The sequence below is a fragment of the Streptomyces sp. NPDC001663 genome (assembly GCF_042893105.1).
Taxonomy (GTDB): domain Bacteria; phylum Actinomycetota; class Actinomycetes; order Streptomycetales; family Streptomycetaceae; genus Streptomyces.
Window position 1 is genome coordinate 1 of sequence record NZ_JBIAUR010000042.1, and the last position, 24,601, is coordinate 24,601.

The following is a 24,601-nucleotide window of genomic DNA, read 5'->3' on the forward strand; positions in this document are numbered from 1 at the left end:
GGGGCAGCAACGGCTCGATCAACGCCCACAGTTCATCCGACACGATCCAAGGCCGTGACTGTCGCTTTCCCACGACCAGACCAACGAGCGGGCAAGCCAACAGTCACATGATCAACAACTTCTGTTAGGACCTCTTACACCAGCTCCACAGACAGACGCCGCCAGCCCGGCGGCCAGAAGGTTCTTCGCCGCGTTCACGTCCCGGTCATGGGTCGTGCCGCAGCCGCACGTCCAGGTGCGCACGTGCAGCGGCAGGCTCGCGGCGAGCCTGCCGCACGCGGAGCACAGCTTGGAGGAGGGGAAGAAGCGGTCCACCGCGATGACGTCCCGCCCGTACCAGCCGGCTTTGTACTCCAGCATGCTCCGCAACTCCGCCCAGGCCGCGTCGCTGATGGCACGGGCCGGGTTCCGGTTCCTGACCATGCTGCGCACGGTCAGGTCCTCGATCACGAGCGTTTGATTTTCACGAACGAGCCGAGTGGTCAGCTGGTGCAGGTGGTCCCGGCGCCGGTCGGCGATCCGCGCATGGACCTTCGCGACCCTGCGCCGTGCCCTGGCCCGGTTGGCGCCCTCACCCCTGGCCTTCTTGGCCAGCACCCGCTGGGCTTTGGCAAGGCGGGTACGGTCGCGGCGCTCATGCCGGGGGTTGGCGATCTTCTCGCCGGTGGACAGGGTCAGCAGGTGATCCAGGCCGACATCGACACCGACCACCTGACCGGTGGCCGCAAGGGGCGTCACGGTGGGGTCGTCGCACCGCAGGGAGACGAACCAGCGCCCGGCGCTGTCCTGCCAGACGGTCACGGTGGACGGCCGTGCCCCTGCCGGGAGCGGCCGGGACCACACCAGGTCCAGCGGCTCGCTCATCTTCGCCAGCGTCAGCCTGCCGCCGCTCAAGCGGAAACCGCTGGTGGTGTACTCGGCCGACCTGCGCGACGTCTTCCGGGACTTGAAACGCGGGTAGTGGGCGCGCTGGTTGAAGAAGTGGGTGAAGGCGCTCTGCAGGTGCCGCAGTGTCTGCTGCAACGGCACCGACGACACCTCGTTCAAGAACGCCAGCTCCTCGGTCTTCTTCCACGCCGTCAGCAGGGCCGAGGTCTGGCCGTAGGTCACCCGCTCCCGCCGTTGCCACGCCTGGGTGCGGGCGGCGAGCGCCAGGTTGTAGACCTTGCGCACGCACCCGAACGTGCGCACCAGCTCCGCCGCCTGCACATCACTCGGATAGAAGCGGTATTTGAACGCCCGCTTCACGCACGCCGCCGTCACGCGCACAAGCTAGCGAGACGACAAGCAAGTGATCAAACCTGCGGGTCAGAACACTGCGATCCGCCCTGGCGGCGTATCCCAGCCCCTTGCCCTGCCGCGCAGGAGGCCCGTTTCCTCCCCCGGCTGAAGCCGGGGGTATCCACCAGAGGAATCCGATGAAGAACAAGCTTAGGACTGGCTGAATTCGGGGAACCCGAAGTGCTGCGGGTGCTGGAGCTTCCGGTTCCCGAGGCCGGGCCGCCTTCGCCTCCGACGCCGGGTGACGTCCCTGCGCAGCGCGGCGTTCGATGCCTACCGGAGGAAGACATTCCCGTGGGGCCGAGTCCCGCCCCTCAGCGGAGGCGAGAAGCAGGTGTCCGCGAGCGCACCAAGGCCTCGGTCGCGGTTTGCGTACTCTGGCGTCATGCGCATGCGCCCCACTTTGAGCTGGACCCCCGCCGGAGCCCTGCCTCCAGGCACCACGGATCTGGGTCCGCTCGCCGACCTGCTGAGCGTCGGCGGTGTGCTGGTCATGAGCGGGGCGGGCCTCTCCACGGAGTCGGGCATACCCGATTACCGCAGCGAGGGCGGAAGCCTGAGCCGGCACACCCCGATGACCTACCAGGACTTCACCGCCAGCGCCCAGGCCAGGCGCCGGTACTGGGCCCGCAGCCACCTCGGCTGGCGCACTTTCGGCCGCGCCCGCCCCAATGCCGGGCACCGAGCGGTGGCCGCGTTCGCGCGACACGGACTGCTCTCGGGTGTGATCACCCAGAACGTCGACGGTCTGCACCAGGCCGCCGGCAACGAGGACGTCGTAGAGCTCCACGGCGGCCTGGAACGGGTCCTTTGCCTTACGTGCGGTGCCGTCAGCCCGCGTCGCGAACTCGCTCGCCGGCTGGAGGCGGCCAATCCCGGCTTCTCACCGGCGGCCGCCGCCATCAACCCGGACGGTGACGCCGACCTCACCGACGAACAGGTCGGCGACTTCCGTGTTCTTGCCTGCACGCTCTGCGGCGGCATTCTCAAGCCGGACGTGGTCTTCTTCGGCGAATCCGTTCCGCCGCGGCGAGTGGAGCACTGCCGGGGGCTGGTTCGTGAGGCGGCTTCGCTGCTGGTGCTGGGCTCCTCGCTGACGGTGATGTCCGGGCTCCGGTTCGTCCGCCAGGCAGCCCAGGCCGAAAAGCCGGTACTGATCGTCAACCGGGACCCCACCCGGGGCGACCGGCACGCCGTCACCCGCGTCGCGCTTCCCCTGGGAGCGGCCCTCACCACCGTGGCCGACCGGCTGGGTGTCCCCCTCGACGACCCGGCGACGGCCTGACCGCCATCCGCCGCGCTGGCGGCTCCCAGCTCGATCGATCTCACGATCGGCGAGGTGTGGCTGGGGCTCTTGTCCAACTCGGGCCTCGGCAGGGAGGCGAACACCGTGGACGACCACATCCGCAGATGGGCGTACTCCCGGACTTCGCCGCTGTCGCGGCGGCGTCCGGGACCGAACAATAGGGCCGATCGACAACGGTGCGCGGCCGCTCAGCAGCCGCACACTTCCCTGCGCTCTTCTCCCCGGTGGTGACGACGCGTCGGCTAGCAAAGCCGGCACGGACGGGCTGCCGCGGCGAGGGCGGCTCGGTCCTCCTGCCGCTGCACAGTCACGGGATGTTGTGCCACGGGCTGCGGCGCCGTCTCTCGCGGCGCGGGCACGGCACCGGACAGTTCCTGGCGCGGGACCCGGATGGTGGTGATCGCGATGAGCAGGCCGAGCAGCCCGATCCCCGCGGCGACCACGAACGCACGGGAAAAGCCGACCGCCAGGGCGTGGTCGTAGATGGACGCAGGCGGGGGCGTGCCCGGCTTCGGCAACGGCCGGCCCGCCTGCGCGACCTGAGTCCTGACGCTGTCCGCAGTGGTCGTCCAGGCGACGGTGCCGAGCAGAGCGAGCCCGATTGCGCCGCCGACCTGCTGGGCAGCGTTGAGCAAGCTGGAGGCGACACCGGAGTCCTGCTCGGCAACGTCGTGCAGGGCGACCAGGGCCAGCGGGACGAACACCAGGCCGAGCCCGAACGAGCTGACGAGCATCGGACCGAGAAGCTGGCCGGCGTAGCCGGCGTGCTCGGTCAGCAGGGAGAACCAGAACATCCCACCCGCGACCGCGGCGGTGCCGGCCACGATCAGCGGCCGTGAGCCAACCCGCTGCACCAGCTTCGAGGCCAGCGCGGAGGCGATCACGACCCCGATGGCGAACGCCAGGTACGCGATGCCCGTCCGGATCGCGCTGTAGCCGAGGACGTTCTGTATGAAGAGGGTGAGGAAGAAGAACAAGCCGAAGAGCCCGGTGGCGACACACAGCATGATCAGGTACGCACCCGACCTGTTGCGGTCGGCGAGTACCCGCATCGGAAGCAGCGGGTGCGAGCTACGCCTCTCGACCAGCACGAACGATACGAGAAGCGCCACGGACGCGGCCAGCGACGCCACCACCTGCGCGTCACCCCAGTGCGATACCCCGTCGGGCCCCGTGGCGGCCTTGGACAGGCCGTAGACCAGCAGCGCGACGCCGCCGGTGCCGGTGATCGCGCCGGCCACGTCGATGCGGCCCGGCCGGCGGGGCGATTCGGTCAGCATGCGCGGCGCCGCGGCCGCCACCAGTATCCCGATCGGGACATTGACGAACATCACCCACCGCCACGACGCGTAGGTCGTCAGTATGCCGCCCAGCAGCAGGCCCACCGCGCTGCCGGCGCCGGCCATCGCCGCGTAGACGCCGAACGCCCTGTTGCGTTCCCCGCCTTCGGGAAAGTTGGTGGTGATCAGCGCCAGCGCGGTCGGCGCGATCACCGCGCCGCCGACTCCCTGTACCGCCCTCGCGGTGAGCAGCCACGACTGGCTGGTGGCGAACCCGCCGAGCAGCGACGCCACGGAGAACAGGAGCAGGCCGAAGACGAACATCCGCCGCCGGCCGAGGATGTCGCCGGCGCGGCCGCCGAGCAGGAGCAGGCCGCCGAAGGTGACCGCGTAGGCGTTCACCACCCACTCCAGGCCGCTGCCGGAGAAGCCGAGCGCCTGCTGGATGTCCGGGAGGGCAACGTTCACGATGGTCGCGTCGAGCACGACCATGAGCTGGGCGGTGGCGATGACCAGCAGAGCCAGGCCGAGGCGGTGGTCCCGCCCGCCAGCCGGGGCGGAGGGTGAGGCCGCACGCCCGGTCTCGGATCGCGCCGACCGGGTGGTGGGCGCGTGGTCGGGTGGGTCGGAGGCGCTGCCCGCGCCGGAAGCTGGCGAGGTCACGGTATCTCCCCTGGATCTCGGGGCACGTCCCTGGCGGCCGTGCGAGCTTTCGCTAAGGGCCCAGGCTTGCCGCCAGTCCGGTGAGATGCCGTCACCCGATCCCGGTGATTTCGATGCTGCGTGAGCGTGACGCCGACTGATCTGGGGTTCGCGCGCAGTCGTCAGTAGGTGCGCGCTAGCCTGGTACCGACGGGAAAGGGTGCCGGGGCTGGGTGGTGACCGGCGCCAGGGTGTCGGGCGTGGATAGCAAGGCGGTCCTTTAACGGTGCCTCCAGCAGCTCCCCGGCTGATCGACCGGGACGATCTCGTCGCTGCCCTGGATCACGCGGCGGCGGGCAAGGTGACGGTCATCTCGGCTCCGGCCGGCAGCGGGAAGACATCGCTGCTGCGCGCCTGGGCCGACCGGCCGGGTCAGCCACGTCGGCTCGCCCTCGTGCAGGTGCCGCGCGGCCAGCAAGACGCCCAGCAGTTTTGGCTGGCCGTGCTCGGTGCGGTTCGTCACGCCACCGACGCGGACGGCAGTTCGGACAGCGGCGAGGCACTGCCGGCAGCGACACCCGACTTCGACGCGTCGGCGATGGTCGACCGGGTGTTGTCGGAGCTGGCCGACGCCCACGGCGTCACGCTGGTCATCGATGATCTCCACGAGCTGCTCTCGCCAGAGACCCCCACTCAGCTCACCCGGCTGCTGACCAGCCTTCCCTCGCAGACGCACGCAATACTGACCATGCGTCACGATGTCCGGCTGCGGCTGCACCGGCTGCGCCTGACGGGCGAGCTCGCCGAGATCCGCGCGGCGGACCTGCGTTTCTCCGAGCGCGAAACCCGCGAACTGCTCAACGTCTCGGGCATCGCGCTCTCCGACTCCGGAGCGGCGCTGCTGCACCGGCGGACCGAAGGGTGGGCCGCGGGCCTGCGGCTGGCGGCGCTCTCCCTGGTCGGCCATCCCGACCCCGAGCGGTTCGTCGCGGAGTTCTCCGGCAGCGACCGCACGGTCGCCGAGTACCTGATCGCCGAGATGCTCGAACGCCAGCCGCCCGACGTCCAGGATCTGCTGCTGCGCACCTCCCTGCTGGATCGGGTCAACGGCGAACTGGCCGACCTGCTGACCGGCCGCCCGAGCTCGGAACAGGTCCTGCTGAGTCTCGAAGACGCGAACGCGTTCGTCGAATCGCTCAACCCCGAGCGCACCTGGTTCCGCTACCACCACCTGTTCGCGGATCTCCTGCGGCTGGAGTTGCGCCGGACGCTGCCCGAAGAAGTACCCGCGCTGCACCGGCGCGCGGCCGGATGGTTCACCTTGCAGGGCCAGGTGGCCGAGGCCGTCCGGCACACCCAGGCGGCCGGCGCCTGGGCTGACGCGGCCCTGCTACTGGCCGACCATGCGTTCAGCCTGACGCTCGACGGGCAGGCGCAGACCATGCAGGCGCTGGTGCGGGCCTTCCCGCCGGGCGAGGACCGCCCCGAGCTGGCCCTGGTGCGCGCGATGGGTGACCTGGTCCAGGGGCGCCTGGACGAGGCGGCCGCGCATCTGGCGGTCGCCGAGACGTACGCCGCGACGACGACGCCGGAGCGCCGGCGCCGCCTCGGGGTGGCGATCGCGTCGCTGCAGCTGTCACTGGCCAGACGGCGAGGTCACCTGGCCGGCGTCGTCGAGAACGTCAGGTTCCTCGACTCCCCGGTATCCGGGCAGTCCGACGAGGACATCGCCTTGGACAACGACCTGCGCGCGGTGGCGCTGATGAATCTGGGGACGGCCGAGGCGTGGTCGCTGGGGCTGCCAGACGCCGTACGCCACCTCCGCGAGGGTGCCGTGCTGGCCCGGGAGATCGGCCGGCCGTACCTGGAAGTCGGCTGCCTCGCGCAGCTCAGTTTCGCGTATATCTTCCATGGTGCTGATATGCCGAAGATCGATGCGTGGGCCACGACCCAGCGACGGTGCCGCGAGGCTATAGAGCTCGCCGAACGGTACGGCTGGGGCACGGAACCTGTGATCGCACCCGCGCTGATGACGCTCGCCGGCACGATGGTGTGGCTGGGTGAGTTCGACGAGGGCGAGCGGTGGTTGCGGCGCACCGAACGGGCTCTGCGAACAGACACCGGGCCGGACATCAGGCTGCTGCTGCACCAGACGGCCGCGATGCTGCACGCCGGTCGCGGCCGCCGCCGCGAGGCGCTCGAGGAGTTCGGCACGGCCGAACACCTGGTATCGCGGTTGGAGGGATCATGGGCGCTGGCGAGCCAGATGACCGGCTGGCTGCTCGCCACGCAAGCCCGCCTCGGGCTGCCCGGCGAAGCCCGCTCCGCCCTCGCGGCGCTCGATGACGAGCGGGCCGGCTCCGGTGAGCTCCATAACGCCCGCGCGGCGATCTGCCTCACGGAAGGCGATCCGGCAGGAGCCCTGGGTGCTTTGCATGATGTTCTCGGTGGCACGGCACCGGTCCTCGGTTACGTCACGGTCGTCGAGGCGCACCTGCTCGCCGGGCTCGCCCATCGTGAACTCGGTGACCAGCGCGCGGCGAACCAGGCCGCGGAACAGGCGCTGGCCCTGGCGGAGTCCAACCGGCTGGTCCTGCCGTTCGCGATGACCGGCTCAGCAGAGCTGCTCGAGGCGCTGCCCCGGCACCAAACCGCGCACGCCGCGCTGCTCGACGACATCCTCGACGTCCTCCACGGCTCATCCCCGGCGGCCGAAGAGCAGGCCGCGTTGCCGCCGGCGGAGGAGCTTAGCCCGACCGAACTCAGGGTGCTGCGTTTTCTGCCGACCAACCTGTCCCGGCCCGAGATTGCCAGCGAACTCTCCGTCTCGCCGAACACCGTCAGCACGCACCTGCGCAGCATCTACGCCAAGCTCCAGGTCCGTGACCGGTCCTCGGCCGTGAAACGCGCCAGAGAACTGCGGCTGCTGGCCGGCCGCCGCACGCGCTAGCCCGGCCGCCACCGGATCCCGGTGATGCGGGGTCACCTGCCCGCGCTCGACCATGGCGCCATGGACTCGGCACCCGCCCCGTACATCATCCGGATCGACGGGCACCTCGGCGCCACCGTGCTGTCGGCGTTTCCGGCGCTGGTGCCGCAGCGTCGCGGCCCGCACACCGTGCTCACCGGCCTGCTGGACCGGTCGGCACTGTACGGCGTGCTGGCCGAGATCGAGGCGCTCGGCCTGGACCTGCTCGAGATCCAAAAGCTCACCCCGGACCGCCCGGACCGCAAATCACCGGTACCAGGTGACCGCCGCTCACCTTGACGGCTACTAGCTTCGGGCGCACTCGATCAGCCAGTTGGCTGCTGGCACATCCCAGTGCCGGGGCGCGATCTGCATCAAGGAGGACCAGCCGTGAGCACGACTGCCACCCCTGACTGCTTCGGTGATCGAAGCTTGACCTTCGAGTCGGGCGTCGGCGGTCTGACGACGCGTGGACGCGTGGCGGTACGCCCCGTTCGCCTGCACGCTCGGCGCCCCGGCCGAGTAGCTCGAGGAGATCGACGACGGGCTCCGGCTGTCCTTCCCACCGGACGCCGAGCTCGCCAGGCAGCTCGTGGTGCTCGCCACGGCCGAACAGGGCTGCTGCGCGTTCTTCGACCTCACCCCGTACCTGGCCCCCGATGCCGATCAGCTGAGCGTGATGGCGATCGAGAGCACCGCCGGGATGGTGGCTGATTTGTTCGCAGTCCCCCCATTCTGATCTCTCGTCACGGACGGATTTCCACGGCCTTCGCATACGTGCCTCGCCATCGCGACCCGGCCCCGGTGTCCTAGCCCAGACACCAGCCGCAAAGTAGGTTGCGGGTAGCCGGATGCGTCCCGTTTCCCGTTCCCGGGCGCCGTCGTTGGTCTGATCAAGTGATCGAGGCCAAAGGGGCGGGCGTGTGGCAAGAGTGGTCGCCAGAGGAGCTGCTGGCGAACTGGACGCTGGTAGACGGCGACTGGGACCTGGTGGCGAACAAGAGCGAGACGACCCGGTCTCGGCTTCAGCCTTTTGCTGAAGTTCTTCGAGCTGGAAGGCCGGTTCCCCGATGTGCTGGGAGAGGTCCCGCCATCTGCGGTGGAGTACGTCGCCGAACTGGTGAAGGTCCCGGCCACCGACTTCGCGAAGTACACGCTGATCGGCCGGACCGCCGAGTACCACCGCAAGCAGATCCGCGGGGCCCTGGGGTTCCGGCCGTCGACAGTCGCAGAAGAGAAGGCCCTGGCCGAGTGGCTGGCCGTTGAGGTCTGTCCGGTCGAGCTGGTGGAGGACCAGCAGCGCGAGGCCCTGCTGGTCGAGTGCCAGGCCCGGAAGATCGAGCCGCCGGGCCGGACCCGGGTTGAGAAGGTACTCGTCGCGGCGCGGGGCAAGTGGGAGAAGACGTTCTGCGCCCGCACGATCGGCCGCCTGGGCGAGGCGGGCACGGCTCGGCTGCTGTCGCTGGTGGCTGAGGACAACGAGGCGGGGACCGCCCTGCTGGCCGCGCTCAACCGCGACCCCGGCGCGGTCAGCCTGGACTCCCTGCCACGCCCGCTACGGCGGCAACGGCGTGATGATCTACTGGCACGTCGAGCGGAAGAACGTCTGCATCTACTCCCAGCTCAAGAACTGCTCGTCGTCCGAAGTCGCGGCGATGATCGAGGGCCTGCTGCGGCACTGCATGGACGCCGAGATCGAGTCGAACTACGTCGGCACGCACGGCGCGAGCGTGGTCGGGTTCGCCTTCACCGAGTTGCTGAACTTCCGCCTGCTGCCCCGGCTGAAGAACATCGGCAGCATCCGCCTGTACCGCCCGGACGACACCCCGCCCGGCTGGCCGGCGCTCGGCGCCTCGCTGACGCGGCCAATCCGCTGGGAGCTGATCGAGCAGCAGTACGACCAGATGGTGAAGTACGCCACCGCGCTCAGACTCGGGACGGCGAAGGCGGAGCAGGTCCTGCGGCGCTTCACCCGCGGCGGCCCCAAGCACCCCACGTACGCCGCGCTCGAAGAACTCGGCTGCGCCGTACGCACCATCTTCGCCTGCGACTACCTCGCCGGCCCCGGCCTGCACCGGGAGATCCACGGCGGGCTCCAGGCCGTGGAGAACTGGAACAGCGCGAATACCGTGCTCCACTATGGCAAGGACGGGGCCCTGACCGGGCCTGACAAGGAGCACGCCGAGACCTCGATGCTCGCCCTGCACCTGCTGCAGTCCGCGCTCGTGCACATCAACACCCTGCTGGTCCAGCAGGTCCTGGCCGGACCGGCATGGGCATCGAGGCTGAGCGATGAGGACCGGCGCGGTCTGACAACGCTGTTCTGGTCCAATGTCAACCCGTACGGCACCTTCCGCCTCGACATGAGCAAGCGCCTCGACCTAAGGCCCGCCGCCGTTCCCCGTCCCCGGGCCCCGGCAGACGCCGGGGCCCGATCGGGCACAGAGGCACGATGAAAGACTTCCAGGATCTCGCGACCCGCCCGTGAACGAAGCCGCGTGGCGGGCGCTCGGTGGGCTCGCCGGCTCTTACGGGCGACCGCCCTGGGGCCATCCCTGGGCGTCGAAGACGGCGACGGGGTCCAGGTAGTCGCGCCAGTGGGTCACCTTGCGGTCCTTGATGGTCACGACGGAGACGAAGCGGTTGTCGTAGGGCCGCCCTGTGGGGACGGACGTGCCGTGCACTTCGTACTCCAGGACGACCACGGAGGTCTCGGGGTCCCGGTGCACGCGGAGGTTGTCCGCACTGTGCAGCTTCACGTAGTCGCCGTAGTCGCGGTACAGGTCGATGATCCCCTGGCGTCCCTCGACCCGCCGGGGGTAGCCCGGCACGGTGATCACGTACTCGAAGACCACGTCCTCGGCCAGCAGATCGTAGAAGTCCTCCCCGTCGACCAGGCCGTCCAGGCCGTCCTTGATGATGCGGAAGAACGCGCTGTCCGCCCCGACCAGGGGCGTGTCGTCGCTGACCGTCTTGCTCACTTCGCCTCCGGGGCCCACGCCTGGGCGTCGCGCTCGGCGAACGCGCGGAAGGCAGTGGCCGGCTGGCCGGTGACCTTCTCGATGTCACCGGTGGGCGTGGCGCCGTTGCCGGTGACGATGGCGCCGGTGAGCCAGCGCATCATCACCGCGTAGTCGGCGGAGACGCCTGCGGCGACCGCGCCGCTGATCCACGTCTCCTGTTCGATGTCGCGGTAGGCGATGGGGCGGCCGCTCACGGCGGCGAGGGCGTCCGCGACGTCACCGAAGGTGAGGGCCTGCGGGCCGGTGAGCGCGTAGGCGGCACCGGCGTGGGTGGCGGGGTTCAGCAGCGTCTCGGCCGCGACCGCTGCGATGTCGGCCGCGTCGACGAAGGCTTCCGTGTTGCCGCCGCTGGGGACGGTGATCACTCCGTCGATGACCGGGATGTGGCCGTCGGCGAAGTTCTGCATCACCCACGAAGGGCGCAGGACCGCGTGCGTGATGGTGCTGCGGGAGGCCAGATCGGCCTCGACGGCTGCGATGTCGATCTCCGGCGGCGCCTGGTCGGCGTTGTAGACGCTGAGGTAGGTGACGTGCCGCACGCCGGCCGTCTCGGCGAGGTCCAGGAACGCGCCGACCTGGTCGGCGTAGCGCACGCGCATCGTGGGCGTGACCAGGTAGAGGCGGTCGGCGCCGGCCAGTGCGGCCGCGTGGGTGGCCGGGTCGTCCCAGTCGAACCGGACGTCCGCTCCGCTGCGCGCCGCGGTACGGGTGGCGCTTCCCCGCCGGGCGAGCGCGTCGGCCAGCAGCGAACCGGTCCGGCCCGTGCCGCCAAGGATGAGCGTGGTGGAGGCTTCATTGTTCATGACTCCATGCTTGCGGCCCCAGGCAAGACAAACCATGCGTGATTCGCTCGTCCTTTTACGTGAAGCTCTCGCGCCTTGACCCTGGCTGCCCGTGCTGGCCAAGCTGGTCCCATGGACTTGCTGACCGACCACCTGGTGCGGGCGCGCGCCGCCGGCGCGGTGTTCGCGCGGACAGTCGCCGAACCGCCGTGGGGACTGCGGCTGGGCGGTTCGATACAGCTGTCGGTGCACACCGTGGTCCGCGGCCGGGGCTACCTGTGGCTCGACACCCCCGGCAGCACCGTGGAGCTGATACCGGGGACCGTCACGCTGGTGCGCGGCGGCCCGGACCACTACATCGGGCACGAGCCGGGCGCCGCGTGCCTGGAGCCGGAGGAGTTCCGGGCACACCACGCCCGGATGGGCCCCGGGGACAACCCGCAGGCCACCGTGTTCCTGTGCGGCGCCTACCAGTTCTCCGGCGATGTCGGCGCCGGGCTGCTCGACGCACTGCCCCAGGTGATGACCCTCTCGGCGGCCGACGACGACCCGCTGCGGGACGTGATCACGTTGCTGTCCCGCGAGCTGGTCCGCAGCGAACTCGCCCAGCAGATAGTTCTGGACCGCCTCCTGGACCTGCTGCTCGTCCTGGCCATCCGCAGCGAGTTCCGCCGCAGCACGACCGCACCACGTTGGTACCGGGCGTCCGCGGACCCGCGGCTGGGCGCGGCGCTGCAAGCCATGCACGAGAACGCGGCCCACCCGTGGACAGTCCCTGAACTCGCCGCGATCAGCGGCCTGTCCCGCGCCGCGTTCGCGCGGGCGTTCCGGGACGCACTCGGCCAGGCCCCCGTGCAGTACCTGACCGAATGGCGCATGACCCTCGCCCGCGACCACCTGCGCGCCGACGACCTCAGCCTGGCCCAGATCGCCGACACCATCGGCTACGGCTCGCCCTTCGCGTTCGCCGCAGCCTTCCGCCGACACCACGGAGAACCACCAGGAACCTGGCGACACAGGGAACGAACAACCGCACACACACGACTGCTGACCACCCACCCCGGGTCGTGAGCGGCGATCGGCCGCGCCCGCCGACCAGTCGGACCCCGGCGTCCGACCGCAGCAGATGGCACCGGCTTTCGGCCGTGTCCAGTTTCATAGGTGGTCGCTCGTGAAACACCTCTCCGCCCGGCGGCCCACCTGCGCCGATCATGTTTCATGAGTTGTTGCAAACAACTGGACGGCTGAAACACCCTCATGAAACGCTCCGGAGCTGTGAGCGACGACTTCAAGCGAGTGGAATCGCACGACTGCCCGATGTCCACCTGCGCCGCCCCCGCGGGCTCCCCGTGCCGGACCGGCAAGGGCAACGTGGCCATCCAGTACCACACCGCCCGCTTCCGCCTCGTGCCTCAACTTGCCAAGACGCTCAGCGTGCCGACCCCCGCCGTACGCAAGCCGGGTTCGGCCTGGACCGAGCTACCCCGGCCAATGAGCGCCGGCGCCAAACCAGTCGGGCACGTCCGCCTCGGCTACGCCCGCGCCTCAACCGCCCGCCAGTCCCTCGACGCGCAGCTCGACTCCCTCGCCAAGGCCGGGGTCACCCGCATCTTCTCGGAGAAGATCTCCACCCGCGCCGCTCGGCGCCCCGAGCTGGAGTCCGCCGTGAAACTCGCCGGGGAGATCCGCTCCTCCGGCGTCGCCGTGACCCTCGTCGTCCACGAGCACAAACGCCTCGGCCGCGGCATCGAACTCGCCATGCTCGCCGAGGAACTGAAGGCCAGCGACGTCGGCCTGGAGTTCCTCACCGGAGAGCTGAAGGGTTCGCACGACCCCTCCGGCATCGTGTTCACCGTGCTCGCCGCGATGTCCGGCATGGAGCGCGAGTACATCCGCGACCGCACCCTCGAAGGCCACGAATCCGCCCGCAAGCGCGGCAAGACCATCGGCGGCGCGGGCGTCACCGACGAGTCCATGCTGTCCATGGCTCTCCACCTGCGCGACCAGGAGATGAGCCTCCGCGACATCGCCAAGCGGCTCGTCATCACAACTGGCACGAAGAAGGGCCAGCACCCCTCACCCGCCACCGTGATGCGAATGCTCCGTGAACACGACGAGCAGGCCGCCACGGCGGCGAGTACGTGATCGCCCCGCTACTTTGCGGCTGGTGTCTGAGCTAGGAGACCGGGGCCGACCCCAACGTTCGCACCCACGTGGTGGACGGTCACCGCAGAGCGCGCCGGCTCCTCCCGCGCGGACGCGCAGTACCGGCCGGGCGGTCAGGATGGTTGGGGGACCTCAGCCGCGAGGGTGTAGAGCTCGACGATGACCCCGTCCTTGCAGTGGGCGATGTCCATTCCGCTCACGACGGGCGGTTGGCCCGAAGGGCCGTACCGGAAGCCGAGGTGGCCGAGGTCGTCGTTGACCGAGACGGGGCCATCCGGCTGAAAGACCCAGTCCGGGGTCTGCTCCCGGAGCTCCGCGGCGCGGTGCGCGAGAGCCTCGCGCCCGCGGACGATGCGGTCGGGCTCGTGCCAGACGACGTCCTCGGCGTAGGTCTGCGCGATGGCCGCTGCGCGGCGTTCGGGGTCGGGTTCGTTGAAGACGTCGAGGAGGTTGCGACGCATCAGGTCGGCGACGGTGGTGCTCATAGGTGGGCCTCCGGGGGTGACGTGGCCAGGGTCGGCGTTCAGGCAGGGCGGTTCGAGGCCGGGGGGAATGCCCGGGCCAGCTCATTGCGTGCCCTCTCGTCGAGCCGTATCGACGCGGTGGTGAGGTTCTCGGCCAGGTGCGTGCGGGTGCGGGTGCCGGGGATGAGCAGGATGTTGGGTGAGAGGTCGAGCAGCCAGGCGAGGGCGAGCTGCGCCGGGGTGGCACGCAGCCGCTTGCCGAGGTCGGCGAGGACGGGGCTGGAGAGGATCCGGTTCTGAATGCCGCGCGGCCACCCGAGTGGGCAGAACGGCACGAACGCAATCCCTCTGATCGTGCATTCCTGGAGTACCTCGAGGGAGCGTTGGTCCGCGAGGTTGAACAGGTTCTGGACGCAGGAGATCTGCGTCTGCTCGGCGGCCCGCAGCAGGTGTTCCCGCGAGATGTTGCTGAGGCCGATGCCGTCGATCAGGCCCTGGTCTCGGGCCCGGGCGAGCTCCGCCAGCTGGGCGTCGAAGCGCTTGCCCGGCGCGGTCGTTCCGTCGATGATGCGGAGGTTCACCGCGGCCAGGCGGTCGACGCCGAGCGTGGCGAGGTTCTCCTCGATGCCCTCGCGCAGCTGGTGCGGTTCGTCGTAGGACAGGACGGCGCCGTTCTCGTCGCGCCGGGCGGCGACCTTGCTGACGATGGCCAGGTCATCCGGGTAGGGGTGCAGTGCCTCGCGGATCAGTTCGTTGACGACGCCGGGGCCGTAGTACTGGGCGGTGTCAATGTGGTTGACGCCGCCGGCGACCGCGGCGCGCAGCACGCGCAGTGCCTCGTCGCGGTCGCGGGGCGGGCCGAAGACATTGTCGCCGGCCAGTTGCATCGCGCCGTATCCGATCCGGCGCACCTGCCAGGAGCCGAGTGCGAACGTGCCTGCGGACGCGAGGGGAGGGTTCTGCTCGGGCATGGTGCCTCCAGCCGCTCAGTCGCGCAGCGTCTTCATCGCCGTGGACCAGGCCTCGAGCTCGTCGAAGAGCTTGGTGACCGCGGAGTCGCGGTGCTCGACGGGCTTGAAGAGCGAGAGGTTCTCGAAGTCGGTGAACAGCGAGAAGGCCAGCTGCTGGTCGACATGGGCGAGTTGGACCGCGCTGGCGATGGTGCGCAGGTGCTCGGCGGCCCGCATGCCGCCGACGGTGCCGTAGGAGACGAAGGCGGCGGCCTTGTTGTTCCACTCGGCGTAGGCGAAGTCGATTGCGTTCTTCAGCACGCCGGGGATGGAGTGGTTGTACTCCGGGGTGACGAACACGTAGCCGTCGAACTGGGCGACCTTGGCGGTCCAGGCCTTGGTGTGCTCGCCCTGGTACCGGCCCATGGACGGCGGCAGCGGCTCGTCCATGAAGGGCAGCGGCCAGTCGGCGAGGTCGACCAGCTCGTACTCGGCGGCGGTCCGGGCGCCCGCCCGGTCGATGACCCAGTCGGCGACCGCCTTGCCGTTGCGGCCGGGGCGGGTGCTGCCGAGAATCACGGCGATCTTGAGAGTGCTCATGACGTTCGCTCCTTCCGCGGCCGCGCCGCTAGGCGGGGCTGCCGTCGGTGCGGCGGGCGCGGACGGTCGCGGTCAGCCGCAGGTGCCGTCCGGCCACGCCCTGGAGCTTGGTGACACTGTGGGCGTAGCGGTCCACGGTCGCGGTGGCCTCTACAGCGATCTGGTCGCCGTCGACCTCGGCCCTCGCAACGGTGAACGTGACAGGTCCACGGACACCATGCACGGTCAGCAGCCCCGGCAGGGCCCAGGCGCCGGCCTCGTCCAGCTCGGCCCCGGTCGAGGTGAACACGATGTCGGGGTGGCTGGAGGTGTCCAGCAGCGCCTTGGACAGGACCTGGCGGTCCCGGTTCTTGTTGCCGGTGTCGAAGCTGGCCGCGTCGGCGACGGCGTCCACCCGGCTGCCAGTGAGCGGCTCGGCGAGGGAGACCGTGCCGCCGCGCCGCCGGAAGCTGCCGCGCACGGTACCGAGCCCGAAGTTGCGCTTGGTGGTGAAGGTGATCTCGGAGTGGGGGACGTCGATGACGTACTGTCCCGGCGTCGGCGTTGCGGTGGTCATGATGACCTCCTGATAACTTGATCATTCAAGTCAAACTCTAACCCCTTCGACTTGAACATTCAAGTGAAGCTTTAGGTCGGTTGCTCAGGCGAGGCCGAGCTGGGCGGCGATGACAGTGCCGGACGGGTAGCAGTCGAAGCGCTTGATCTTGCCGTCGACCAGCTCGAACACGTCGCAGCAGGGGGCATCCATGCGCTTGCCCGTGGGCGGGACGGTCCCGGCGGGCAGCTCCAGCGGGCCGAGGTGGGTGCCCTGCAGCCTCAGCTGCACGATCACGACGTCGCCGGTGACGTAGAACCGCTCGAGCTCGCGGTGCATGTCGGGAAAGGCCTTGGCGTAGACCTCGACTGTCTTCCCGAGTTCGTCGGCGCCGCGGTAGGTGTACGGGATCGACGTGTCGGTGAAGGTCCCGTCCTCGGTGAACGCCGCGACCCAGCCGGCGACATCCTGCTCCTCGGCGACCTGGTACGCGCTGCGGATGATCTTCTCATTGTCGAGCGACATCTCAACTCTCCTCCCGGGACGGCAATACCTTGTGGATTCACTTTAACATTCAAGTCAATGCTGAGAGCAAGCCCAGCGATGGCATCGAAATTCCAAGAAGAAGCTAGAAGGTCGCTTGATGTCTCAAGTCAACACGCGGGCGAGTCGATACGCTGCAGGATGCGCTCGGCGTCCTGGCCGAGACGGCGCAGGCGCTCGCCGGAGAGGTTGTCCACGACCAGGTGGCGGACGTAGGCCACGTGTGCCGGAGCGGCGGACTCGAGCTTGCCCATGCCGGCGGGCTGGAGGATGGCGTTGGTGAAGCGCCCGTCCGCCGGGTCCGGCTCGCGGCGGACGTAGCCGCGCCTCTCCAGCCGCTTGACCATGTGCGAGAGCCGCGACAGCGACGTGCTGGTGTTCTCGGCGAGAACGCTCATGCGCAGAGTCCACTCGGGGGCTTCGGACAGCATGGCCAGGGCCATGTACTCGACCATGCTCAGGTCGGCGTCGCGCTGCAGCTGCGTGTCGATGGCCCACGGCAGGCGGGTCATCAGGCGGACCACCGACAGCCAGGAGGCCAGCTCGCCGGGGGCGAGCCACAGGTCCGCATGCTCGTCTACCGGCGCCTGGGGCGCCTCGTCCTGGGGGGTCACTCTGGGAGCGTATCAGCCGCGCCGTGCGGATGACATGGGTCAGCCTTAAGGTTCCACGGGAGGCGCTATAACTTGAACATTCATGTGATGGCGACGTACGCTCAAAGTTGAATGCCGAACATTCGGAATCGAGGGAGGCACCCGATGCCCGGACTGCTGACACCCACGGTCGAGGTACGACGGGCCGGCGAGCGGCAGTCGAGCCGACTGTCCTGGCTCGACTCCAAGCACTCGTTCTCACTCGGCACCTCACGGCGGGATCCGGCCAACACGCACCACGGCCTGCTGCTGGTCAACAACGAAGACCTGGTGCAGCCCGGCACGGGCTTCGAGACGCACCCTCACCGGGACATGGAGATCGTCACCTGGGTGCTCCATGGCTCGCTCGTCCACCAGGACTCCGGCGGCCACTCCGGCGTGATCTACCCCGGCCTGGCCCAGCGGATGAGCGCCGGAACCGGCATCCTGCACTCGGAGAAGAACGACACCTACCGGCTGACCGGCGAACACCCCACCACTCCCGTGCACTTCGTCCAGATGTGGGTCCTGCCCGACGAGGCGGGCGTCACGCCCGGCTACGAGCAGCTGGAGATCGACGACGAACTGCTCAGCGGGTCGCTCTTCACCGTGGCCTCGGGCATGGACCGACACCGGGACGCGACCGCGATCCGGATCCACAACCGGCACGCCGCCCTGCACGCGGCGAGGCTGCGCCCCGGGCAGCAGGTCACGCTGCCCGAGGCGCCGTTCCTGCACCTCTTCGTCGCGCGCGGATCGGTGGACCTCGAAGGTGTGGGCGTCCTCGCCCAGGGCGACGCAGCCCGCTTCACCGCCACCGGTGGACAGGGCGTCGCCGCCGTCGAGTCGGCCGAAATTCTCCTCTGGGAGATGCACGCCACCGCCACCGTCTGATGGGCCGACCGAGCGCGGATCGTCGACGAGGACGGATGGTCCTCAAGCACCGGGACCGGCCGACTGGGTGAGGGCGTATCAGGTATTCGGACCCCTGCGCGGCGACGTCCAGGACATCTGAGACATCGGAGCTAGAACTGGTTCAACGTCAACGGAAGGGAAGGCTGAGGATGACCACCGCAATCGTAGGGGTCGGCAACATCGGGAGTGCCGTCGCCCGGCATTTGGTAGCCGGGGGCGAGAGCGTCGTCCTGGCGGGGAAGGGCGCGGCGCGCGCGGAGGAGCTCGCGGACGAGCTCGGGCCGCTTGCACGCGCCGCGTCCGTGCAGGACGCGATCACGGGTGCGGACACCGTCGTGTTCGCCATCTGGCTGGATGCCATGAGGGAGCTGATTCCGCAGGTCCGATCGCTGCTTGAGGGCAAGGTCGTGATCGACCCGTCGAACCCGATCATGTTCGACGACAAGGGCCAGGTCGAGCGGTCGCTGCCCGAAGGGCAGTCGGCCGGATCGGTGATCGCCGCCCTGCTGCCTGAGAACGCCCACTACGTGAAGGCGTTCGGCACCCTGGGCGCCGATGTGCTCACGGCAAGCGCGAACCGCTCGCCGCGCCGTGCGGCGCTCTTCTACGCCACCGACGACAGCAGCGCCGCAGTGACGGCCGAGCGGCTGATCCGCGCGGCCGGCTTCGACCCGGTGAAGGCCGGCGGCCTGGCCGACGCCGAACGCATCGAGGCACCCGGAGGCGACCTGCACCAGTTCGGGCTCAACGGCCAAGTCGTCGACCTCGACCAGGCCCGGGCCGAGCTTGACGCCGCTCACCAGTGAAGCCAGACGCGAAGGAGCGGAGCAGAGCATGACCGGGGCGGCGTGATCCTCGGCCCCACGCGGTGCGCCCCACGGGGATGGGCGCGGCCGCTGTCTTGGGTGGTCAGGCGGGCTCTGCATCGTTCGGGGCGGCGGTCCACTCGACGCCGTTCTGCGCGCACGAACACCTTGGCCACCCGATTGCCCGTCGCGCTGCGCTGAGTCATCTGCCTGGTAAGTCGGCCTGGCCCTATCCGCTGCCGCGACGTGTGGCGCCCCGCCACGTGACCAGCACCAAGCACCTCGGGCGGGCGATAATCGCCGTTGGCCCGGCTCGACGGTTCCGGACCCCTCATTCTGCGGACGGACCAGATCACCCGGCTCGGGGCGCAGAGACGTACGGACGGCAGGTCGGCCGGCGAAATCACCGGAATCCGGTGAGGACCTTTCACCTGCCCGGCGGCGACCCTGAGCAGGGGCGTGCCGTGAGGGCGCCGCGGCCTGCGAAGGAGATGTCGCCGTGAGTATCCATACGTCAGTGACCGAAGCGGAGGCCGCCGACCGGCTCGCCCTCCGCGAACTGATCGACGCCTACGCGCACTGCGCCGACCGGCGTGACGCCAAGGGCCAGATGGCCCTGTTCACCGAGGACACCCACTTCGTGGTGTACATGGACGCGCGGGACCCCGAGCCCACCCAGGAGCTTCACGACCGCGAGTCGCTGGCGCCGGTTTTCGACGCGCTCAACGCCTACGCCGCCACCATGCACTTCAACGGACAGAGCACGGTCGAGCTTGAAGGCGACCGCGCGAGCGGGGAAACCTACTGCCTGGCCCACCATCTGACGGAGGCCGACGACGGGTCACGGACGATGATGGTCGCCTCGATCCGCTACCTCGACACGATGGTCAAGCGGGAGGGGGAGTGGCTGTTCGCCGAGCGCCGCCTCCTGGTCAACTGGACCGATATACGGCCCCTTCAGCTCTGATCCGGCCCCTCACGCACCATGCCCGAGGCACGCGAACGCTGGGCGCGGCTGCACCGCCGGCTGTGGCAGCCGCCGCGCCCGCACGGCGAGCAGCCGCTCGAACGCGTCGTCAGCCCGTTGGAACTGTTCTACGACCTGGTCGTGGTCGTGCTGGTCGGCCAGACCGCCCATCACCTGTCGGGGCACTTGACCTGGCGCGGGCTCGCGGAGTTCGCCGCGGTGTTCACGCTGATCTGGATCGCCTGGCTCAACGGCAGCCTCTACCACGACCTGCACGGCCGCGAGGACGCCCGGAGCCGGACGGTGCTGCTCGTGCAGATTCTCGCCATGGTCCCGCTGGGCGCGTTCATCCCTGAGGCCGGCGGCTCGGGCGGCTTCGCCTTCTCGGTCAGCGCCGCTGTGCTGTTCGCGGTCCTCACCCTGATCTGGCGTCTCGCCGGGCGCGGCACGAGTGCGGAGTACCGCCGCTCCAGTCTCGTGTTCGTGGCCGGGACCGCCGCCTGTGCGGCCCTGCTGGCCTCGACGGCCTCGCTGCCGGCCGACGGTCGCCTCACGGTCTGGCTCCTGTTGGGCCTCGTCTATCTCGCGGGCTTCAGCGTCATGATCGGGACGGCGGCACCCGGCCTCACTGTCACGCCCGCGCTCATCGAGCGCTTCGGCCTGCTCATCATCATCGTGCTCGGCGAGACAGTGGTCGGCGTGGTCGACGGGCTGGCCCACGAGCCCGCGAACACACTCACGATCGCCGTCGGCCTAGTAGCCGTCGTGATCGGTTTCGGCGCGTGGTGGACGTACTTCGACTTCGTCGGCCACCGCCCGCCGCGGCCGACCCGTGCGGCGACCGTCCAATGGATCCTCGCCCACTTGCCACTGACGGCCGCGGTCGCCGCCATGGGTGCGACCATGCCGGGCCTGGTGGAGCACGCCCACGCCGACCGCACCCCGGCTTCCATCGCGTGGCTGCTGTGTGCCGCCACGGTCGTCGCGCTCGGCGCCACGATGGCCCTGGCGGCCAGCCTTGAGGCATGGAGCGGCGACCGCGCGTTCTATCGCCCCGTTGCCCGCACCTGCGCTGCCGTGGGCGTCCTCTGCCTGGCGCTTGCCGTCGTACGCCCCACTCCGCTGCCTCTCGGGGTGGCCCTCGTGGTCCTGCTCGGCATGCCCTGGTGCGTCGCCGTCATCCGCCATACGGCGAACGACACGGGCAGGGAGTAGCAGCCGCACCCCCGTCCAGGATCTCAGGCCCTGCCGACAGGCAGAAGGCGCAGCTCACGGCCGCGTTGCACGGCCGCCGAACGGTCGGTGACTCCGAGCTTGGTGTAGATGTTGCGAATGTGCGTGCTGACGGTGTTCAGCGAGACCGTCATCTCGTTGGCGATCTCCTGCCGGGTGAGGTTGGTCGGCAGGTAGCGCAGCACACGCAGTTCGCTCGGGCTGAGCGGCTCGGCCCGGTCCTGGTCGGCGTCGACGGGCCTGGCACAACCGTGCACCGCGTCGAGGATGTCGGTGATCTGCGCCCTGTGCGTGTTCCCTCGCGCCAGCAGCGCTTCCAGCAGCCTCCAGGCACCGGTCATGGCGAACGGGAGGATCAGCCGGTCCGGCTCGGCGAGGGAGAGTGCCCGCTCGACGGCGGCTCCTGCCGCGTGTTCCCCGCCCAGTTCGTGATGAGCGAGGGCGTCCAGGAGGTGGGCTTCGACAAGGGTGAGATGCGGGTTGACGGGAGCGGTTCCGTCCAGCACGGGTTCCAGCGCGCTTCGGGCGGCGACGGGGTCGTGCTCGGCGAGGCGCAGCGTCGCGATCGCGTTGCAAAGCTCGCCCCTGGCCAGCTGCCGGTCCGTGAGCAACGCGACCCCAGCCCGGGCCTGTTCGATCAAACCGAGCCGGGCCTGCGTGGCGATCGTCCAGGACGCCACCCGAGTCGCCAACGCGTGTTCCCCCTCCATTCGGGCGTTCACCTGGGTGGCTGCGTCGAACTCCTCCAGCGCCCGGTCGCCCTGGCCGCGCGCGGCGTGCAGCACCCCGGTGACCAGGTGCAGGAGCAGCCGGATCCCCGGTTCGGCACCCGACCGGCCAGCCCGTGTTGCGCGCTCCAGCCAGTGCTCGCCGTCGTCGAACTCGCCCATCCAGATCTTGGCCCCGGCGAGCGTCGCCAGCGCGGGAACGATGACGGGAAGGTTGTCCCAGCCGTGCCGGGTGGCAACCGCGATCGCCTCCTCGCAGCGTCGACGTGCCAGGCCGAAGGAGTGGATGGTGGCGGCGAAACCGATGTGCGCGAGGCAGGCGACCTCCAGGTAGGGCCGCTCGATGGCGCGGGCAAAGGCGGCGCCCTCCGTGAGGTGACGTTCGCTGTCGGAAAGCCGCAGCAGCCACGCCTCCGTGACTCCGAGGTTGAGCAGCGCGTCGGCGCGCAGATCGCTGCCGAGCGCGATGTCGGCGTTGGACTGGCCGGCCGCGGGCGACGGTAGCGAGCCCATCAGCTCGAACACATCGTCGAAATGGCCGCGCAGCCGCGCCAGCAGCAGTTCAAGGGAAAAGATCGCCATGGTCAGGCGGTTGCCACGGTCCGGCGGCGTTGTCTTGGCATAGGTTCGCGCGATCTCCAGATGGGCGGATGCCTCCTCTAGACGCTGCCGGTTGAGGTCGGCGGTCGCGTATGCCAGGGCCAACTCGTTCTCGTACGTCCCGGCGGGGAAGGAACCCAGCAGCGCCTGGACGGTGTCCGCCTGGCCGTCCAGGGTCAGACTCAGGGCATGGTCGGTAAGCAGACGGGCCGCCTCGGACCAGTCACCCGCGGCCTGGAGATGCTCGATGGCATCGGCGATCCGTGTCCGCCCCACCAGCCAACCTGCGGCAAGCCTGTGCAGTTCGGGCAGCTCCTCGGGCTGCGTCCGGCGTAGTTCCAGCCTCAGGAGCCCGCCGAACAGGTGGTGGTAGCGGAACCAGGTGCGGTCGGGGTCGAGCGACACGACGAACGCGTTCGCGTCCTCCAGCTCCAGAAGGATCCGCTCCGACCCGGTCGAACCGGTGAGCAGGTCCGCGAGCTCGCCGTTGACCCGGTCCAGCACGGACGTGCGCAGGAGCAGTCGCTTGAAGTTCTTGGGCTGCCGCTCCAGCATCTCGGCCATCAGATATTCGGCCACCCTGCGGTCGCTGCCGGAGAATTCGGCGACGAACCGCTCGGGGTCGGGGTGGCCGGCCAGGGAGAGCGCCGCGAGCCGCAGGCCGGCGGCCCAGCCTTCGGTCCGCTGCTGCAGTGTCGCGGTGAGGTGGTCAGGCAGCTCCAGGCCGGATGCCGCCAGCAAGGCGCGGGTCTCGGCCTCGGCAAAGCGCAGCTGCGGGCCGCGGATCTCGGCCAGATCGCCTGTGAGACGCAGCCTGTGCAGCCGTAGGGGAAGATCGCGGCGGGTGGCGAGGACCGCGTGTGCGTGACGGGGAAGGCGGGTCAGCAGCGAGGTGAGCTGTTCGAGGGCCTCCGAGTCGAGCTCGTGAAGATCGTCGATGACCAGCGTGATGGGTTTGTCGGTCTCGGCGAGCTCCGACAGCACCCGGTCCACCATGGCGCTGCCGTCGAAGCCGGGCGTCGCGTGCGGCGGTTCCGCCGCCTTGTTCAGAGCACCGAGGACCGCACCGACCAGGTCGAGCCAGAACAGCTGGGCATCGTGCTGGCCGAGCCGTACCGAGACGAACGCGATGGGACGCTCCTGACCGAACCGGTCGGCCCAGGCCCGCAACAAAGAGGTCTTCCCGCTGCCCGCCGACGCCGAGATGATCGTTACTCGCTGTCGGGCGGCAAGCTCCAGGGTGGCGACCAGGTCGTGCCGATCGATCAACCCGGCTCTGCCCGGCCCATCAGCCATCGCGTAATCTCCTCCAGGCGTGCCGCCAGCGTAATCCGAGGAGATCACCCGAATCCAGTGAGGCCACCTCACCGGCGCGGCCGGGAAATGGCGCGAATTTTGCGTCAGGTGTCACGCATGCACCTGCCGTGGTTGGACTCGGGACGCCTAGCCTGCACAAATGGACTTCTCGCTTGAGCTTCCGACTGGACCGTTGGCCGAGGCCATCGTCTCAGCGGTGCGTGACTCCGAAACCACTTCTGTCTTCAACCACAGTGTGCGGAGTTTCTATTTCGCGCAGCTCCTGGCTGAGCGCGAGGGATGTCTGGAAGACGCCGCATACGATCGTGACCTGCTGTTCGCCGCAACCGTCCTGCACGATCTGGGTACCGGCAATCTCGCGAAGGGCGAAGCCCGCTTCGAGGTGGAGGGTGCCGACCTGGCGGCAGCTCTGCTGCAGGAACATGGCATTCCCGCGGCGGACATCGACCGCGTCTGGGAGGCTATCGCTCTCCATACCTCCTCTGGCATTGCCGAGCGCCGAGGGCTGCTGAGTTACCTCACTCGCGAAGGTGTGGGGATGGACTTTGGGCGCAATGCGGACCTGGCCTCTGCATGGCAGGAGGAGATCCACGCCGCCTACCCCCGTCTCGACATGGTGCGTTCGTTGGTCGACGCCATCGTGGAACGAGCTGCTCGGTCAGACGCCGCGGCGCCTCGCTACTCCATCGGCGGCGAACTGCTGCGCGAGCGTCAGACCGACGGTGTGACAAGGATGGAGTTGGCGGCCGCCTCATCTCCTTGGGGAGATTGACGTGCTCCCTGGCCTAAAGTCCAGGGATTCCGGCCTGGGTCGTCTGACCCTTCCGGGGGCTTCCTGCTTCACCGCGCTGTGCGGGCACGGG

At 69.5% G+C, this 24,601-nt stretch carries 23 protein-coding genes and 1 pseudogene; 13 read left to right on the plus strand and 11 right to left on the minus strand.

Going from position 1 to position 24,601, the window contains the following annotated elements:
• Nucleotides 1-111 precede the first annotated feature (111 nt).
• Nucleotides 112-1,263, minus strand: coding sequence for an RNA-guided endonuclease InsQ/TnpB family protein (locus ACFY1L_RS55350; RefSeq protein WP_388843192.1), 1,152 nt, complete (start codon nucleotides 1,261-1,263; stop codon nucleotides 112-114).
• 403 nt (nucleotides 1,264-1,666) lie between these two features.
• On the opposite strand from ACFY1L_RS55350, the gene ACFY1L_RS55355 reads away from it, so the two are divergent.
• Nucleotides 1,667-2,566 (plus strand): NAD-dependent protein deacetylase, encoded by a 900-nt coding sequence (locus tag ACFY1L_RS55355; protein WP_388843193.1) that lies wholly within the window; start codon nucleotides 1,667-1,669, stop codon nucleotides 2,564-2,566.
• A gap of 263 nt (nucleotides 2,567-2,829) precedes the next feature.
• Here the strand turns inward: ACFY1L_RS55355 and ACFY1L_RS55360 are convergent, their stop codons facing one another.
• Entirely contained in the window at nucleotides 2,830-4,530 is a 1,701-nt protein-coding gene (locus ACFY1L_RS55360) for an MFS transporter (RefSeq protein WP_388843195.1), read from the minus strand.
• A 265-nt stretch (nucleotides 4,531-4,795) separates the two neighbouring features.
• On the opposite strand from ACFY1L_RS55360, the gene ACFY1L_RS55365 reads away from it, so the two are divergent.
• The 5 genes and pseudogenes from ACFY1L_RS55365 (at nucleotide 4,796) to ACFY1L_RS55385 (ending at nucleotide 9,933) form a co-directional block, all read left to right on the plus strand.
• A complete protein-coding gene (locus tag ACFY1L_RS55365) occupies nucleotides 4,796-7,459 on the plus strand; it encodes a LuxR C-terminal-related transcriptional regulator (protein ID WP_388843197.1) in 2,664 nt (887 codons plus the stop codon).
• A gap of 60 nt (nucleotides 7,460-7,519) precedes the next feature.
• The gene (locus ACFY1L_RS55370; protein ID WP_388843199.1) at nucleotides 7,520-7,777 is read left to right on the plus strand and encodes a hypothetical protein; all 258 of its coding nucleotides are present in this window, start codon (nucleotides 7,520-7,522) and stop codon (nucleotides 7,775-7,777) included.
• 295 nt (nucleotides 7,778-8,072) lie between these two features.
• The gene (locus tag ACFY1L_RS55375) at nucleotides 8,073-8,216 is read left to right on the plus strand and encodes a hypothetical protein (RefSeq protein WP_388843201.1); all 144 of its coding nucleotides are present in this window, start codon (nucleotides 8,073-8,075) and stop codon (nucleotides 8,214-8,216) included.
• 273 nt (nucleotides 8,217-8,489) lie between these two features.
• Nucleotides 8,490-8,846 (plus strand): annotated as a pseudogene (locus ACFY1L_RS55380) (DUF4158 domain-containing protein); the annotation flags it as partial.
• Nucleotides 8,839-9,933, plus strand: a complete 1,095-nt coding sequence (locus ACFY1L_RS55385; RefSeq protein ID WP_388843202.1) for a Tn3 family transposase — start codon at nucleotides 8,839-8,841, stop codon at nucleotides 9,931-9,933. The pseudogene ACFY1L_RS55380 and the gene ACFY1L_RS55385, both read left to right, overlap by 8 nt.
• Before the next feature lie 72 nt (nucleotides 9,934-10,005).
• Here the strand turns inward: ACFY1L_RS55385 and ACFY1L_RS55390 are convergent, their stop codons facing one another.
• Both ACFY1L_RS55390 and ACFY1L_RS55395 read right to left on the minus strand, forming a co-directional pair.
• Nucleotides 10,006-10,458 carry a nuclear transport factor 2 family protein gene (locus ACFY1L_RS55390; protein ID WP_388843204.1) on the minus strand — a complete coding sequence of 151 codons (453 nt, stop codon included), beginning with the start codon at nucleotides 10,456-10,458 and terminating at the stop codon, nucleotides 10,006-10,008.
• A complete protein-coding gene (locus ACFY1L_RS55395; RefSeq protein ID WP_388843206.1) occupies nucleotides 10,455-11,303 on the minus strand; it encodes an NmrA family NAD(P)-binding protein in 849 nt (282 codons plus the stop codon). The genes ACFY1L_RS55390 and ACFY1L_RS55395 overlap by 4 nt, the downstream gene beginning before the upstream one ends.
• 111 nt (nucleotides 11,304-11,414) lie before the next feature.
• On the opposite strand from ACFY1L_RS55395, the gene ACFY1L_RS55400 reads away from it, so the two are divergent.
• On the plus strand, nucleotides 11,415-12,353 hold the full coding sequence (locus ACFY1L_RS55400) for an AraC family transcriptional regulator (RefSeq protein ID WP_388843208.1): 939 nt from the start codon (nucleotides 11,415-11,417) through the stop codon (nucleotides 12,351-12,353).
• A gap of 204 nt (nucleotides 12,354-12,557) precedes the next feature.
• On the plus strand, nucleotides 12,558-13,427 hold the full coding sequence (locus tag ACFY1L_RS55405) for a recombinase family protein (protein ID WP_388843210.1): 870 nt from the start codon (nucleotides 12,558-12,560) through the stop codon (nucleotides 13,425-13,427).
• A 134-nt stretch (nucleotides 13,428-13,561) separates the two neighbouring features.
• On the opposite strand, the gene ACFY1L_RS55410 is transcribed toward ACFY1L_RS55405, so the two are convergent.
• From ACFY1L_RS55410 to ACFY1L_RS55435, 6 genes are all read right to left on the minus strand, one after another.
• Nucleotides 13,562-13,933 carry a nuclear transport factor 2 family protein gene (locus ACFY1L_RS55410; protein ID WP_388843212.1) on the minus strand — a complete coding sequence of 124 codons (372 nt, stop codon included), beginning with the start codon at nucleotides 13,931-13,933 and terminating at the stop codon, nucleotides 13,562-13,564.
• A 38-nt stretch (nucleotides 13,934-13,971) separates the two neighbouring features.
• Nucleotides 13,972-14,883: an oxidoreductase gene (locus tag ACFY1L_RS55415; RefSeq protein WP_388843214.1), complete on the minus strand. Its 912-nt coding sequence runs from the start codon at nucleotides 14,881-14,883 to the stop codon at nucleotides 13,972-13,974.
• Between the two features lie 15 nt (nucleotides 14,884-14,898).
• Nucleotides 14,899-15,462: an NADPH-dependent FMN reductase gene (locus tag ACFY1L_RS55420; RefSeq protein ID WP_388843216.1), complete on the minus strand. Its 564-nt coding sequence runs from the start codon at nucleotides 15,460-15,462 to the stop codon at nucleotides 14,899-14,901.
• 28 nt (nucleotides 15,463-15,490) lie between these two features.
• On the minus strand, nucleotides 15,491-16,018 hold the full coding sequence (locus ACFY1L_RS55425; protein ID WP_388843218.1) for a YceI family protein: 528 nt from the start codon (nucleotides 16,016-16,018) through the stop codon (nucleotides 15,491-15,493).
• Between the two features lie 84 nt (nucleotides 16,019-16,102).
• Nucleotides 16,103-16,522, minus strand: a complete 420-nt coding sequence (locus tag ACFY1L_RS55430; protein WP_388843220.1) for a nuclear transport factor 2 family protein — start codon at nucleotides 16,520-16,522, stop codon at nucleotides 16,103-16,105.
• Between the two features lie 128 nt (nucleotides 16,523-16,650).
• Nucleotides 16,651-17,154: a MarR family winged helix-turn-helix transcriptional regulator gene (locus ACFY1L_RS55435; RefSeq protein WP_388843221.1), complete on the minus strand. Its 504-nt coding sequence runs from the start codon at nucleotides 17,152-17,154 to the stop codon at nucleotides 16,651-16,653.
• A 144-nt stretch (nucleotides 17,155-17,298) separates the two neighbouring features.
• Between ACFY1L_RS55435 and ACFY1L_RS55440 the strand changes: the two genes are divergently transcribed.
• The 4 genes from ACFY1L_RS55440 (at nucleotide 17,299) to ACFY1L_RS55455 (ending at nucleotide 21,075) form a co-directional block, all read left to right on the plus strand.
• On the plus strand, nucleotides 17,299-18,066 hold the full coding sequence (locus ACFY1L_RS55440; RefSeq protein ID WP_388843223.1) for a pirin family protein: 768 nt from the start codon (nucleotides 17,299-17,301) through the stop codon (nucleotides 18,064-18,066).
• A 170-nt stretch (nucleotides 18,067-18,236) separates the two neighbouring features.
• A complete protein-coding gene (locus ACFY1L_RS55445) occupies nucleotides 18,237-18,893 on the plus strand; it encodes an NADPH-dependent F420 reductase (RefSeq protein ID WP_388843225.1) in 657 nt (218 codons plus the stop codon).
• 499 nt (nucleotides 18,894-19,392) lie between these two features.
• Nucleotides 19,393-19,860 carry a nuclear transport factor 2 family protein gene (locus ACFY1L_RS55450; RefSeq protein ID WP_388843226.1) on the plus strand — a complete coding sequence of 156 codons (468 nt, stop codon included), beginning with the start codon at nucleotides 19,393-19,395 and terminating at the stop codon, nucleotides 19,858-19,860.
• Nucleotides 19,861-19,878: 18 nt separating this feature from the next.
• A complete protein-coding gene (locus ACFY1L_RS55455) occupies nucleotides 19,879-21,075 on the plus strand; it encodes a low temperature requirement protein A (RefSeq protein WP_388843228.1) in 1,197 nt (398 codons plus the stop codon).
• Between the two features lie 23 nt (nucleotides 21,076-21,098).
• Here ACFY1L_RS55455 and ACFY1L_RS55460 read toward each other — a convergent pair whose 3' ends face one another.
• Entirely contained in the window at nucleotides 21,099-23,765 is a 2,667-nt protein-coding gene (locus ACFY1L_RS55460) for a LuxR C-terminal-related transcriptional regulator (RefSeq protein ID WP_388843230.1), read from the minus strand.
• Nucleotides 23,766-23,877: 112 nt separating this feature from the next.
• Between ACFY1L_RS55460 and ACFY1L_RS55465 the strand changes: the two genes are divergently transcribed.
• Nucleotides 23,878-24,510 carry an HD domain-containing protein gene (locus tag ACFY1L_RS55465; RefSeq protein ID WP_388843232.1) on the plus strand — a complete coding sequence of 211 codons (633 nt, stop codon included), beginning with the start codon at nucleotides 23,878-23,880 and terminating at the stop codon, nucleotides 24,508-24,510.
• The last annotated feature ends 91 nt before the right edge of the window (nucleotides 24,511-24,601 follow it).